This window comes from Exiguobacterium sp. s141 (assembly GCF_018618085.1).
Classification (GTDB): Bacteria; Bacillota; Bacilli; order Exiguobacteriales; family Exiguobacteriaceae; genus Exiguobacterium; species Exiguobacterium mexicanum_A.
In genome coordinates this window covers 679,528-694,395 of record NZ_JACSLJ010000002.1, presented here as the reverse complement: position 1 = coordinate 694,395, position 14,868 = coordinate 679,528, and the positions used below count along the sequence as shown (strand labels likewise).

General features: G+C 52.1%; 12 protein-coding genes. 2 read left to right on the top strand and 10 right to left on the bottom strand.

What is annotated here, in order from left to right:
* Positions 1-47 precede the first annotated feature (47 nt).
* The 3 genes from KNP74_RS08075 to KNP74_RS08065 form a co-directional block, all read right to left on the bottom strand.
* Positions 48-1,046 (bottom strand): Gfo/Idh/MocA family oxidoreductase, encoded by a 999-nt coding sequence (locus KNP74_RS08075; RefSeq protein WP_214763991.1) that lies wholly within the window; start codon positions 1,044-1,046, stop codon positions 48-50.
* Positions 1,047-1,106: 60 nt separating this feature from the next.
* Positions 1,107-1,595: a GNAT family N-acetyltransferase gene (locus KNP74_RS08070; protein ID WP_138859472.1), complete on the bottom strand. Its 489-nt coding sequence runs from the start codon at positions 1,593-1,595 to the stop codon at positions 1,107-1,109.
* A gap of 79 nt (positions 1,596-1,674) precedes the next feature.
* Positions 1,675-2,100, bottom strand: coding sequence for an OsmC family protein (locus tag KNP74_RS08065; protein ID WP_034777472.1), 426 nt, complete (start codon positions 2,098-2,100; stop codon positions 1,675-1,677).
* A 94-nt stretch (positions 2,101-2,194) separates the two neighbouring features.
* On the opposite strand from KNP74_RS08065, the gene cls reads away from it, so the two are divergent.
* Together cls and KNP74_RS08055 are read left to right on the top strand one after the other, a co-directional pair.
* Positions 2,195-3,652, top strand: coding sequence for a cardiolipin synthase (gene cls / locus KNP74_RS08060; RefSeq protein WP_214763990.1), 1,458 nt, complete (start codon positions 2,195-2,197; stop codon positions 3,650-3,652).
* A gap of 257 nt (positions 3,653-3,909) precedes the next feature.
* On the top strand, positions 3,910-4,791 hold the full coding sequence (locus KNP74_RS08055; RefSeq protein WP_214763989.1) for a sensor domain-containing diguanylate cyclase: 882 nt from the start codon (positions 3,910-3,912) through the stop codon (positions 4,789-4,791).
* A gap of 419 nt (positions 4,792-5,210) precedes the next feature.
* On the opposite strand, the gene KNP74_RS08050 is transcribed toward KNP74_RS08055, so the two are convergent.
* From KNP74_RS08050 to adhE, 7 genes are all read right to left on the bottom strand, one after another.
* A complete protein-coding gene (locus KNP74_RS08050; protein WP_138859476.1) occupies positions 5,211-5,732 on the bottom strand; it encodes a GNAT family N-acetyltransferase in 522 nt (173 codons plus the stop codon).
* A 133-nt stretch (positions 5,733-5,865) separates the two neighbouring features.
* A complete protein-coding gene (locus KNP74_RS08045) occupies positions 5,866-7,773 on the bottom strand; it encodes a PTS fructose transporter subunit IIABC (RefSeq protein WP_214763988.1) in 1,908 nt (635 codons plus the stop codon).
* Positions 7,770-8,699, bottom strand: a complete 930-nt coding sequence (gene pfkB / locus KNP74_RS08040) for a 1-phosphofructokinase (protein ID WP_214763986.1) — start codon at positions 8,697-8,699, stop codon at positions 7,770-7,772. Before pfkB ends, KNP74_RS08045 begins: the two co-directional genes overlap by 4 nt.
* On the bottom strand, positions 8,696-9,442 hold the full coding sequence (locus KNP74_RS08035; RefSeq protein WP_214763985.1) for a DeoR/GlpR family DNA-binding transcription regulator: 747 nt from the start codon (positions 9,440-9,442) through the stop codon (positions 8,696-8,698). The genes pfkB and KNP74_RS08035 overlap by 4 nt, the downstream gene beginning before the upstream one ends.
* 139 nt (positions 9,443-9,581) lie before the next feature.
* A complete protein-coding gene (locus tag KNP74_RS08030; RefSeq protein WP_214763984.1) occupies positions 9,582-10,493 on the bottom strand; it encodes an alpha/beta hydrolase in 912 nt (303 codons plus the stop codon).
* Between the two features lie 385 nt (positions 10,494-10,878).
* A complete protein-coding gene (locus KNP74_RS08025) occupies positions 10,879-11,934 on the bottom strand; it encodes a M28 family peptidase (protein ID WP_214763983.1) in 1,056 nt (351 codons plus the stop codon).
* Positions 11,935-12,208: 274 nt separating this feature from the next.
* Positions 12,209-14,800 (bottom strand): bifunctional acetaldehyde-CoA/alcohol dehydrogenase, encoded by a 2,592-nt coding sequence (adhE, locus tag KNP74_RS08020; protein WP_214763982.1) that lies wholly within the window; start codon positions 14,798-14,800, stop codon positions 12,209-12,211.
* Positions 14,801-14,868: the final 68 nt, after the last annotated feature.

Here is a 14,868-nt window from a genome sequence, read left to right as displayed (position 1 = left end):
TGTTAAAAAGGACGACCTCGCCAATGGCATCAGGTCGTCCTTCATGATTATGACTTGAAGTCGAGGACACGTTGTAGCCGTGATGCTTCACGAGCCGTTTCGATGACTCTCGTCGTCAAGAGCGCTTCCCGAAGCGGCACGAGCGGATGACGTGTCATATAACTATCCGCCAGCGCCCGGTAGAAGGACAAATACTCACCTGCTTCGATGTCGATTGTCGATTCAACGTCTGTGACGACCGTTCCACTCTCACGGTCGGGACATCGCACTTCCCCGTTCCGGAGACACGCCTCTTGCGGATCGAGTCCAAACTTCAAGAAACTGCCTTCCGTCCCGTGCACTTCGAACCGCGGCGCCTCGACGGCTATGAACGGGTTCGAACGCAGATATACCCGTTTTTCTCCATAATACAGGGTCAGATGGAAACCGTCGTCAGACTGACCTCCTTTACGTTGAATCATAACATCTGCCGACACTTTGTCGGGTGCACCGAACAAGACGAGCGCTTGATCGATCAAATGGCTACCGAGGTCAAACAATATCCCTGCTCCCGGCCCCGCATTCTCGCGCCACCGATCCCGGACGACCGGACGGAACCGGTCGAACCGTGACTCGATCACTTTCCAATCGCCGAGTCGTTTTTCCTCGAGCAGTCGTTTGACCGTCATGAAGTCTCCGTCCGTCCGTCGATTATGGAAGACGTTGACGATTCCGGCACTGGCCTGTTCGCGTGCAATCAACGCCTCTCCTTCCTCTGTCGTCAAGAACGCAGGCTTCTCGACGAGAACATCCTTCCCTTCCTGTAAACAACGTTCCACCATGTCCTTATGTAAATGGGACGGCGTCGTGACGATGAACAAGGTCGCCTCAGTCGCGAGAGCCTCGTCTAGCGTCGCATATACCGCGACATCGCCAAGTACGGCTTGTACGTCCTCAGGTCTTGATGAGACGACACCGGCGATCTGGAAGTCATCCAGCTCCTGTAAAAATGGTAAATGAAATGTCGTCGCGGAAAAACCGAAGCCGACAAGAATCGTTTGAATCATACCGTTCCCCTCCTATCCATTCGCTTCCCAGTATATCAAAAAAAGGAGTCAATCGACCCCTTATGCACTGACACTCTCATCCATGCTGTATTCAAACGTGTTATACCCGTCCCGTGAGTCCACGAAGACGAAGCCAAACCGTGGATAATAACTGTTCAAGAAATCATTATCAGCCACACAATCAAGCCGGACCGGCTCCTGTGTGTCGGCTTCACGTAAGACGTGCTCCATCAGTTGTTGACCGACGCCCCGCCCTTTCAGCCGTTCACTGACAACGATTCGATGGATGTATTGACCGCGCTCGCCATCTTCCCATAAGCTATGGTCCCAGTCATCTGCCGGAAGTAAGGCGATCGAGGCCAATACCGACCCATCTTGCTCGTACACATATACATATCCCGAGGTGATGTCTGTCTGCACCCGGTCTATGAGGTCTTGCTCCAAATATTCCGCCCATTGATCGCTACCTTGTTGTTTTAGCGCTACGGCTCGTTGTTCGATTAGGTCCGCGATGTGTTTGGCATCGCGTTTCGTCGCGAGTCGAATCATAACGTCCTCCTTTGTATTACAGTATTTGAAATACAAATATAACGGACCGTTTCGACTCTTTTCAACCATCCTGCTCACATTACGTAAATGGGACGACCTCGCCGCCGTTCAAACGATAGCTGTACGTCATCGTCGCGTTCAGACTGTGCGACACCGAACAGTAGCGATCGACGGACAACTCGATGGCACGGCGGACCCGTTCTTCGGGCATATCCCCTTCGAGGACGTATAAGATATGGATGGCCGTGAATTTCTTCGGATGTTCTGTCGCCCTGACCCCGTCGACTTCCATCTCGAACCGCTCGAGCGGCAACCGCATCTTATGAAGAATCGAGACGATATCGATCCCCGTACAAGCGGCCGTCGCCTGCAGGAGCATCTCGGTCGGACGCGGACCCGTATTGAGACCACCGACGTCTTCTCCGGCGTCAAGCGTCACATCATGACCCGAAGGCGTCGTCGTCTGAAACGCCATCCCTTGTTTCCAATTCACTTGTAAATGCATCTTTGTCTCCTCCTTATGTTTCGATAGCTTACTGTTCCCTTGAATGAGGTATTATTAATCTATGTAAAGAAATTGTCGTTTAGGAGTTGGTCGCATGGAATGGTCGGTCATTATTAGTTGGGGGCTGTATATCGTCCTCGGTTTGAATTTATTGTTCGCGTTAGCCGTCATCTTCGCGGAGCGTCGCGATGTCGGGGCGACGTGGGCGTGGCTTCTCGTCTTGTTCTTCTTGCCAATTATCGGGTTCATCATCTATCTCTTCCTCGGCCGACAGTTGAAGAAGGATAACTTCTTCAACTTGAGCGTCGAAGAGCGCTCGTTCCACGCCCTTCAAGTCGACAGTCAAATCGAACAGATTCGCCGGAAAGAGACCGCTTTGGCTCAACCGGCGTTCGAAAAGTACGAGCAACTGCTCGAGATGAACTTGCGATCGTCGAAGTCACTCATCAGCGTCCATAACAAATCTGCCATCATGCATGATGGCGAACAGAAGTTCAAAGCGCTCATGGACGATATCCGCAGCGCCGAAACCGAGATCAACATCCAGTACTACATCATTCAACGCGACGCGCTCGGGAAGGCGCTGATCCACGAACTAATCGAACGCGCCAAGGCGGGCGTCAAAGTCCGGCTGTTATATGATGCGGTCGGTTCGCGCAGCCTCCGTGACTCCGATTTTAAAGAATTGATCGCACACGATGGCGAGGTCCGCGTCTTCTTCCCGCCGACGCTCGGATTGATCAACTTCAAGTTAAACAACCGCAATCACCGTAAAGTCGTCATTATCGACGGCAAGATTGGTTATGTCGGTGGCTTCAACGTCGGCACCGAGTATCTCGGCCTGGTCGAGAAGTTCGGATACTGGCGTGACACACACCTCCGCGTCGAAGGGGACGTCGTCTACCATTTGCAACATCGATTCATTCTCGATTGGAACTATTCTGGCAGCAAACATCATGACCCGGAGAACTCGTTCTGTTTCGCACGCCACGACATCAAGGACAAGTCGCCGATGCAAATCGTGACGAGCGGACCGAACTCCGACACGGAACATTTGAAAAACATGATGATCAAGATGATCATGTCGGCGAAACATCGCGTCATCATCCAGACGCCTTACTTCATCCCTGACACGAGCTTCATGGACGCCTGTAAGATGGCACTTTTGTCCGGCGTCAAGATGGACATCATGATTCCAGGGAAGCCCGACCACCCGTTCGTCATGTGGGCGTCGCTATCGTTCCTCGGCGAACTGCTCGACTACGGGGCAAACGTCTATATGTACGGGCAAGGTTTCCTACACGCCAAGACGCTCGTCGTCGATGATGAGATTTCGACCGTCGGGACGACGAACTTGGATGCCCGCAGTTTCCGGTTGAATTTTGAAGTGAACGCCGTCATTTATGATCAGCGGGTCGCGCTCGAACTCGCATCACTGTTCGAGTCAGACGTCGCCGTCAGCCGCAAATACACGGTCGACGACTATGCAGCCCGGAAATGGACCGTCCGGATGCGCGAAGGCGTCTCACGATTGCTCAGTCCAATCTTATAAGTTCTGATCACGCTAACTACCCCATCGTATCGGCCAAGTATGCCAACGCGATGGGGTATCTTTATGTTCGTAAGTCGAGAGCTATGTACTCACACCAAGCTGTGACGATTTCTCGTCATATTCTAAAATTTGCTAGCATTTAAAAGAATACTCGCTAGTTTCTTCCCGAATTAGGGTATAAAGTATCAGTACGAACGTCCTACACTACCGCTTCGGCTAGGAAAGGAGGAAGTATGCGTTCACGCATATGTCATACAATGGCTGATCAAGAACGGACTCATCATGACACTCACACCACGAAACCCGATCCTTCCTCATGGGACCAGCTCCCGATCGGCCTGTTCGCATTCAATCGTGACGGGCAGATCGTCAGCTATAACGAATCATTCGTTCATTTACTCGGGATGCTTCCGACCTCGATTGTTATGTTCGAGCGATGTAGTTCTTCTTCGTTCGACTTCTCAGGCGCCATTCGGAACGTCTTGAACGGGGAGACGATTCGCATGGCCGGCTGGTATAAAGCACCAGAACGGCAGGCTCGCTTCATCCGAACGACGATGTCTCCGAGTTTTTCCGCGGACGGACAACTTGACGGCGGCGTCGGCATTTTAGAAGACGCGACCGAGCAACGTCGTTATGAAGAACGCATGGAACACCTGTCCTCGCTCGATCCGCTGACAGAGCTGTATAACCGGAAGAAAGTCGGGGACGTTCTCTCGTCGACGGCTCAGGAGACGGTCGACACAAGGGCGCCCGCCGCTGTCATCATGCTCGATATCGACTATTTCAAACTTGTCAACGATACGTTCGGCCATCCGACCGGAGACCTCGTCTTACGTTCGATTGCCCAACTACTCAGGCGCAACATCCGCAAGTCGGACTCGATCGGCCGCTGGGGTGGTGAGGAATTTTTAATCGTCGCCCCGCAGTCAACGCTTGCTGACGGTGTGCAACTCGCCGATAAGCTCCGACAAAAGATTAACGCCGAGCCGTTCGGTCCCGTCCCGCGCGTCACTTGTTCGTTCGGTGTCAGCGCCCTTGAAGATGGGAAGACGGTCGAACAGGCGCTTCAAGATGCCGATGAGGCACTGTATATTGCCAAGAACCGCGGCCGTAATCAAGTGTCGAGCAAGCGATAGTTTTGAAAAAGGATGCGTTCGTGCATCCTTTTTTTGTGGACAGACGATTCCGTCAAGTTGGCTTGCCTTTACAAACTTGAGGTAGATGATGCCAGAGCATTCAATCGGTCATCAGTCAGTGAAACATATTTGTGAAAAAAACAAAAAGGGATGATCGTCTGCCTCGAACAGATTCTCATCCCTTTTTCTCATTCGTATGTTAAAGCGTGATACGAACTCCTTCAACTCTTCTGCCATATGCGCAAGTGAGTTCGCAGATTGCGCAATCTCTTCCATCGAACCGAGTTGGTTCTCCGTCGTCGCCACTTGCTTCGAGGCTACCGAGTTCTCATTGGCGATAGGTCAACTTGCTTGCTGTCCTTGCACGGTCATCCCCCTTATCCATAAAAACGGACGCGATCTGCTCTGGCCGCGTCCGTTCATGCGCCGACAATCGCGTCGTGATTCCCTTTCGTCCATCCGTAGGCGACTTCACGGAGGGCAAGTTCCCCGAACAAGCGCTCTTTCGCATCGATGACTTGCCCGTCACGTTGCTCATAGAACGTGCGGTAAGGGTTCAATTCGAGCGCCCAAATGATGAGCCCGTGATTCGACATCGCTTGAATCGCTTGCTCCAGCAATAGCGAACCAATCCCGTTACGCTGATGGTCCTCTAGAATGTAAATCGCATAAATCTCATTCGGATGGTCCGGATATTCGCCCGTCCGTTCTTCCCCGTAAAGAACGAACCCGACGATTTCCTCTTCGACGATGGCGACAAACCCTTCGACTTCTCGTTTCGCGAGGGCGCTGCGGACCTTTTCAGACCACTCGATTGCGTTCGAACCGAGCTTCAAGAGAAAGTCGGCCGGCACAATTCCCCGATAGGTTGTGCGCCATCCGTTCACCCTCACCCGCGCAATCCCGTAAGCGTCTTTTGGCTCGGCTTTCCGTATGAGCATCCGTACCCCCTCCTTAGCGTAAGTTTTACAAGTATTTTACCACAAATCACCCAATCGAAATCAGACTTCTTCCAGATTTGACTGACAATCATTTGACAAAAAACGACCGTAGGAAATCCTACGGTCGTACTGGTCAAGCGACGTTACGCGTTGTTGAAGCTTGCGTCTCCGTCAATGGTTTTTTCAAGAATGAGAGGAGGAGTGCTCCAATCAAGGCTCCGGCGAGAATCGCGAGGGCGTAAAGTCCCATGCTCATGACGACGTTTCCAGCTCCTTCAAGGAGTGGGAAGACGAAGATCCCACCGTGTGGCGCTGGCAATTGGATCGCGAAGAAGGCGGACAATCCACCTGCAATCGCAGATCCGAGAATCGCTGACGGCAATACCCGAATCGGGTCGGCCGCTGCAAACGGGATAGCCGCTTCCGTGATGAACGAGGCACCCATGATATATGCTGTCTTCCCGGCTTCACGTTCTTGTTTCGAGAACTTTTGACGGGCGAACACAGTCGAAGCGAATGCGACGAGAAGCGGTGGTACCATCCCACCGGCCATGACAGCTGCCATGATTTCTTGGTTACCGGCAGTGAGTGCAGCTGTACCGAAGACGTAGGCTGTCTTGTTAATCGGACCACCCATATCGACGGCCATCATGCCACCGACGATGACACCAAGCAAGATGGCGTTGGCGCCGCTCAGGCTGTTCATGACATCCATCAACCATGTCATGAAGGCTGCGATTGGTTTATTGACAACAAGTAACATGATCATACCGGAAATAAATGACCCAAGTAACGGATAGAGCAATACCGGTTTAATTCCTTCAAGCGAGGCCGGTAGTTTAGAAAGTGCTTTAACCAAGAAGAGGACGACATATCCGGCAAGGAAACCAGCGATGAGTCCGCCGAGGAATCCGGCGCCACCTTGACTGGCTAATAAACCAGCGACAAGACCTGGTGCGAGACCTGGACGGTCGGCGATTGACATCGCGATGAAACCGGCAAGAATCGGGACGAGGAAGCTAAAGGCTGCCCCACCGATTGTGTTGAGTTGCGCCGCAAATTCATTGAATGACGGGTCATCCGGATTTGCCGAGTTGATGCCCCAGAAGAAGCTGATGGCGATCAAGAGACCACCAGCGACGACGAGTGGTAGCATCGCGGATACACCGCTCATCAAGTGCTTATAGATGCCTGTGCGCTGTTCTTTCGTCCCACCTGACGAACCAGTTCCCCGATACACCGGTGCGTCTTGTTTCACGGCCCGGTTGATCAACTCTTCCGGCTTCCGGATGCCTTGGGCGACCGGGACTTCGATGACATGTTTTCCGGCGAACCGGTCCATCTCGACGGCTTTATCGGCCGCGACGATGATGGCTGTCGCTTTCGCGATATCGGCTGCTGTCAATTCGTTTTTGACGCCAGTCGATCCGTTCGTCTCGACTTTGATGTCAACTCCCATAGCCTCTGCTTTTTGCTTCAAGCTGTCTGCGGCCATGTACGTGTGGGCGATACCTGTTGGACACGCCGTGACAGCAAGGATGTAAGGAGCATCGGCTTGAACCGGCTTCGAAGCGACAGGAGCCGCCTCGGCCGCTTCTTTTTCTTCGATGGCCTGGATGACATCATCTTCTGATGTGGCCGCATAGAGACGTTCTTGGAACGCTGGATCCATAAGGAAGACAGATAATTTCGAGAGTGTTTCCAAGTGTTCGTTATTGGCGTGCTCTCCGGCGGCGATCATGAAGAACAAGCGGCTGTCTTGGCCGTCGAGTGCTTCGTAATCGATGCCTTCCGAGCGTCCGAAGGCGATGGCCGGTTGTTTGACGGCTTTCGTCTTCGCGTGCGGGATGGCAATCCCTTCACCGAGTCCGGTCGTGCTTTGTGCCTCACGCGCGAGGATGGCGTCGCGATAGCCGTTACGATCCGATAGTTTGCCGGCGCGATCGAGCACGTCGACGAGTTCTTCGATAACTTCGGCTTTCGAACGGCTGCGGAGATTCAGTTGAATCGTGTCCTTTTTAAGAAGGTCCGTGATGTTCATGTTGTTTCCTCCAATCGAGATAGTGGGGTGACGCTGACTTCGCCGACCAAGCGGTCCACGTCTTCTTTTGTGCACAGCCCGAACGTATATGCAGACGCGCTGCCGGTCGTGACCGCATAGCGGAACGCCTCAGTTGCATCGTGGTCGAGAATGTTGGCAACGAATCCGGCGACGAGAGAGTCGCCTGCGCCGACCGAGTTGACGAGTTTGCCATTCGGTGTGTTCGCCGTATAAGCACCTGAAGCGTTCACGAGCATGGCACCGTCACCGGCGAAGGATACAATGACGTTTTGAGCGCCGCGTTCGACCAACTGCTCCGCATATGGAAGTGCCTGCTCGAATGTCTCGATGTCTGTATCGAACAGTTCACCGAGTTCATGGTGGTTCGGTTTAATCATGAGCGGTTTGAGCGCGAGCACTTCAAGCATCGCTTCTTTCGTCGTATCGACGACGAACTCGGCACCGTTCGCGCGGACCGTCTCGGCGAGCGTACGGTAGAGCGTATCCGGCAAGTTGCCCGGGATGCTTCCAGCGAGGACGACGATGTCGCCCGGTTGGACGTGATCGAATTGACGCGTCAATCGGTCAAGTTCCGTGTCCGAGATGACGGGACCGCTCGCGTTCAATTCCGTCTCTTCTTGCGCTCGGATTTTGACGTTGATGCGCGTTTGTCCGTCGACTTCGACGAAATCGGTTTGGACGCCTTTGTCCGTTAACGCCTTCTTGATGAAGTCTCCAGTCGTACCGCCGACGAATCCTAACGCGACCGTGTCGACATCGTATTCGCGTAAGACGAACGCGACGTTAATTCCTTTTCCGCCGGCACGCTGTGTCGTCTCTTGAATCCGGTTGACTTCACCGAGAACGACTTCAGGGAGAGTGACGTAGTAATCGATTGAGGGGTTGAGGGTTAATGTGTAAATCATTGGGCGTTCACCACCTTTGTGATTGATTGGATCGAGCTGATGTATGGCGTGTCACCAAATGTGACGAGTGTGGCTGCCTCGAGTGATGCCACACGGCTGAACAAACGTTTCCCGAATTTTGAATCGTCCGCCAAGATATACGCCTTACGGGCCAAGTCGATCGCTGTCTTTTTGACGAGTGCCTCTTCCGGGTCCGGGGTCGTGTACCCGGCTTCTAAGTCGACGCCGTTAATTCCGAGAAAGGCGAGGTCGACCCGATAGTTCATCATGCTCTCACGAGCGTTATAACCGACGAGCGCTTGTGTCGAACGTTTCAACTCGCCGCCGATCACGAACGTTTTAATATCGAGATCGAACAAGTCGTTGGCAATCGGTAAACTGTTCGTCACGACGATGACATCCTTTCCGTTTAAGAAAGGAACCATCGCTTGCGTCGTCGTCCCGGCATCGAGATAGACGGACATCCCGTCTTCGATGAATGTCGCGGCCTTCCGTGCGATCGCGACTTTTTCATCGATGTGTTGATCTCGTTTCTCCTCGAACGTCGGCTCTTCTTCGTAGCGGGCCACGAGCGTTGCACCGCCATGAACCCGTTCGAGATAACCTTCAGCTTCAAGGTCGGTCAAATCCCGGCGAATCGTCGACTCCGACGATGCCGTCAACTCGACCAATTCTTTCAATTTGACGATCTTTTGCTCCGACAGACGTTGCAAAATCAGTTGATGTCGTTGCTTCGTTAACATCATATTCCCTCCGTAGCTCTAATATAAAGCGTTTTCATTTAAAAAACAATCATAAACATTCAAAAACACTCATCTTTTTTTACTTTGTCACAATTATAACATAAAAAACGGTCACTTAGTGACCGTTTTTGACAGTTCATTATCGTTTCATCAACCAATCGTTCAATCGGCGGATGAGTTCGGGATGAAGCGGCACCTCAATGGCGTCCCGATATTCCTTATGCAACGTGAGGAGCGCGTGCGGACTCGTCCGTTCGACGAGCAAGTGGTTCATGTCATGGATGATGTGGCTGTCGACGTCCCCTTTCGTCCGAATCGAATGGACGTGCTCCGGTGGGACTTGGACGTCGCGGTCGCCGGTCAGGGCGAGCACGGGAACACGCACATGTTCGAGCCGCTCCCGGACGTCATAGGATGCATGCTCGCGAATCCACTTGGCGTTGACGACTTGGCCGCGGTACTTGAAAGCGGCGACATTCGTCCGCAGTGACCGTTCGAGCAAATCGTCTTGGCGCTGACGAATCTTCTTCGGGACGCCGGTCAATCGATAGAACACGCCCTTGAGTCCTTTCACCGAACCGACTTCAGTTGCGAGTGCGTCGGCTTGCAGCAAGAACATCTTCTTTGAGGAATCGTTGAATCCGGCGAGAAGAATCAGTCCGGCCGCGTTCGTCTCGAGCTGGACCGCCGGGGCGATGACGGCCCCTTCGCTGTGGCCGAGCACATACATGTCCCCTGCGTCCGGCTCCTGTTTGATGGCGTTGACGACGGTGATCGCATCTGTCACCAAGTCGTGCAGCCCGACTTTATTGAAATCACCGTCCGATTCACCGATGCCTTGTTTGTCATACCGGTAGACGTTGACACCCATCTGAAAGAGCGCCTCGGCCAGTTTTTTATACGTGCCGAATTGGGATGGTCCAAGATTGCCGTCCCGGTCGCTCGGCCCGCTCCCGCTGAGCAGGACGACCGTCTTACGGGGTTCGCCGTGGGTCATCCACGTACCGGCCAGTTGTCCATAATTCGTTGTCACATTCAGTTGTCGTTCCATCGTATCGCCTCCCCTCTCATCATACCGGACATCGAGGTACGGTTCGAGCAAAACTACGTGTTCAACACTTGTTGATGATTTCGAATTTTTTAGGAAGTAGAATGAAATCAATCTAGCGTTACCAAATTATATACCCCACATTATCGCTGGTACTTTATGTTGTGGTTCGCGTTATGGATTATTAGGTTCCTCTTGCAATTCAGACGACGAATGAAACGGATTGGTTTGTTGATCACACTCATACCGACGCTATATTATTTGTATCTTGTTCTGCGAGCGATGGAATTTATTTCATTTTAGAATTTTTTAAAATCGACGAGTAAAAAAAGTACTTCCGCTGATCAGGAAGTACTTTCATTTCTATAAAATATGTCTACTCACTCGCTTATTGGGTCTTCAACCAATCCACTAACCACTCCACGTGCTCACGCATCGCTTCTTCAGACAGCCGCTCGATCGTGTCTTCTTCGGTAAATACGTCCTGCTCTGCTGTGATCGAATCGTTTACCGAGATGACATCGATACCGGCTTCGCGGTACTCGTCTAAAAGCGACACCCCTAAACTTCTCACCTCGACATCCTCGAACGAGGCATTATCCATGAACGGGTACGACTTCATGCCGTGCGTTTTGACGAATCGGTCCGTCTCCCCTGTCCCGATCAAGTCGAGCAACAACACGCTTCTCGGCGTCACTCCCTGCTCCTTTAACATGTCCAGGTAATGCGTACTCGCCTCATAACCTTCGCCATATCCGTTCAAAAACACGTAACGGATTGTCGCTTCTGTCTCCACGTCATCCATCGCTTGAATGACCTGATATAAAATCGAGGCGCCTCCGAGACCGATCAACGCGTGGTCACCGAATCCGCTACTGTCGAGCCGCGCCATGACGACGACTTCCTCATCGCTCGTCCCTTGCTGAATGAATTCGGTGTACACCATCTCCGTTTTAAACGGCTCGATGACAACGGTTTGGCCATCTTCAAGCAACGCCGCCAAATCTTCATAGATTCCTGTCCCACCCATCTGAAGCGCCGCCGATACGTAGACGAAGCCGGATTCGTCCGGGGCTTCTTTATGTGGGGTGATAAGATAGCCGACCGCTCCCGCCTCATTCAATTTTGATAAATAGCGGTTCGCCAACTCGTCATTTAACACTTCACCATAATGATCAACCTCGTAAGCACCATCTCGTTTCTCAAATGACTCGTCGGTCATCGGCAAGACGACGATTTTATCGGTCACATCCGGAATCGGTGCATCCCATTCAATATGAACGACCTCGCCTTGAATCGCATCCTGCACCATCATCGATGAATAACCTTCAAACGTCTCACCCTCAACTATCACATCCGTCCAATAGGTTTGGATGGGCGCATCATGTACGACGCGGTCCATGCTCAAATCAAGGTCGGTCCCGAGCGACTCGAATAACTCCATGTTCTCCCAACTATCAATTTGACGGTCGTATGACGCAAAGTGTTCCGCTGTCTCATAAGGACTTGTTGATGAGAGCGGATTAAAATAAAGAAAAATAGTAAATAGTGCCGACAGTATGCTGTACATAATGGTCATCTACGTATCTCCATAAAAAAACTCACCAATAAATGGTTGTATTATCCTATTATATTAAGTGATCTGACAATTGTATATTTATTTTTCAAGAAAAAACGGCCTCCCTCTTAGGAGGGAAACCGTTTAGACATTGTAAGACTTATACGCCTTCGAAAGCAGCGTACATGATTTCTTTCAATTCTTCGACGAGCGGCATTTTCGGGTTAGCCGTCGTACATTGGTCTTCGAACGCGTCGACTGCCATCTTGTCGATTTTCGCGTCGAGGTCCGCTTTCTTGATGCCTTGGGCTTTGAACGAGAGCTTGATGTTCAAGCGCTGACCGAGCTCGATGATCGCTTGGATGAGCGACTCGACGCCTTCTTCCGTCGTGCTTGCTGGAAGTCCGAGATAGCGCGCGATTTCAGCGTAACGCTCGTCGGCGATGAATGACTCATATTTCGGGAACGCCGCGAGTTTCGATGGGCGTGTCGCGTTATAGCGGATGACGTGCGGCATAAGGATCGCGTTCGTCCGTCCGTGCGGGACATGGAACTCGCCGCCGATTTTGTGTGCGATCGAGTGGTTGATACCGAGGAACGCATTCGCGAAAGCCATACCAGCCATTGTTGATGCGTTGTGGACTTTCTGACGTGCTTCGGCGTCACTGCCGTTCTCATACGCTTTCGGGAGGTAATCGAAAATCATCTTCATCGAACGAAGCGCGAGTCCATCCGTATAGTCGTTTGCCATGACCGAAACGTACGCTTCGATGGCGTGTGTCAACACGTCCATACCTGTATCAGCCGTGATTGAAGCTGGGACCGTCATGACGAACTCAGGGTCGACGATGGCGACGTCCGGTGTGATCGCATAGTCAGCGATCGGGTATTTGACGTTGCGTTTCTTATCTGTGATGACCGTGAACGGTGTCACTTCAGAACCCGTACCTGATGTTGTTGGGATGGCGACGAACATCGACTTGTTGCCGAGTGTCGGGAACTTGTACGTCCGCTTGCGGATATCCATGAATTTTTGGCGAAGGTTCGAGAACTTCTCTTCTGGGCGTTCGTAGAAGAGCCACATGCCTTTCGCGGCATCCATCGGTGATCCACCACCGAGTGCGATAATCATGTCTGGTTGGAAGTGACGCATTGCTTCGGCACCGCGCATGACCGTCTCGACCGATGGGTCTGGCTCGACTTGGTCGAAGATGCGGTACTCGACACCAGCCGGCAAGTTTTTGACGACTTTATCGGCAAATCCGAGTTTGACCATCATTTCATCTGTAACGATCATCGCCCGTTTTTTCGATGTGAGCGATTGAAGGTATTGGACCGAGTTTTTCTCAAAGTAAATCTTTTCAGGGACTTTAAACCATTGCATATTCACGCGACGTCTCGCCACCTTTTTCACGTTGAGTAGATGTTTCGCCGTCACGTTCTCAGAGACGGAGTTTTTACCGTACGACCCACAACCGAGTGTGAGTGATGGTGTCATTTCGTTATAGAGGTCACCGATCCCGCCGTGTGCCGTTGGCGAGTTGACGATGATGCGGCAAGCTTTCATCCGGAGTCCGAATGCGAGGATGGCGTCGTCGTCTGTCGAGTGGATGGCTGCCGTATGACCGAGACCACCGATTTCGAGCATCTTCTCAGCGATGGCGAAACCTTCTTCACGCGATTGGACTTTGTAGGCTCCTAGTACTGGGCTAAGTTTCTCGTGTGAGAGCAACTCTGTCGCACCGACCGTCTCGAGTTCGGCAATCAAAATTTTCGTGTCGGCTGGGACTGTGAGTCCAGCTCGTTCGGCGATCCAGGCTGCCGGCTTCCCGACGATTTCAGGGTTGACCGCACATGAGTCAGTTTTGATGACGAGTGTCTCGAGTTTCGCTTTCTCTTCTGGTGAGCAGAAGTAGCAACCGAGCGCCGTCATTTCCGCTTTCACTTCTTCATACACTTCTTGGTCGACGATAATCGCTTGTTCCGATGCACAGATCATGCCGTTGTCGAATGTTTTCGACAAGATGACGTCCGAGATGGCACGTTTTACTTTTGCTGTTTTGTCGATGTAGGCCGGAACGTTACCAGGACCGACACCGAGGGCTGGTTTACCAGTCGAGTAGGCTGATTTGACCATCGCCGCTCCACCAGTTGCGAGGACCATGGCAACACCTGGGTGGTTCATGAGCGCTTTCGTCGCGTCGAGTGACGGTTTTTCAACCCATTGAATCAAATGTTCCGGTGCGCCTGCTTCGATGGCTGCGTCACGAAGGATGCGTGCCGCTTCACTTGAACACTGTTGAGCCGATGGGTGGAAACCGAAGATGATCGGGTTACGTGTTTTGATGGCGATGATCGCTTTGAACATCGTCGTTGACGTCGGGTTCGTGACCGGTGTGACCCCAGCGACGACGCCGACTGGTTCGGCGATGTACGTAATACCGTTTTGCTCGTCGTCTTCGATGACGCCGACCGTCTTCTCGCCACGGAGTGAGTTATAAATATATTCTGTCGCAAAGATGTTTTTGATCATTTTATCTTCAAACACACCGCGACCTGTTTCTTCATATGCATGTTTCGCGAGGGCGACGTGTTGTTCGAGACCGGCTAACGCCATTGCCTGAACGATCGCATCGATTTTCTCTTGGTCGAACGTCATCAACGTCTCGAGCGCTGTGTGAGCTCGGGTGACGAGCGTGTCGACCATCTGTTCTGCTGATGTTTCTACTACTGCTTTCTCTTTAACTGCCATGTTGGTTTCCTCCTCATGAATGAGAGCTTATACTGTTGACTTGATGGAGAGCACGGGGCAATCAGTTG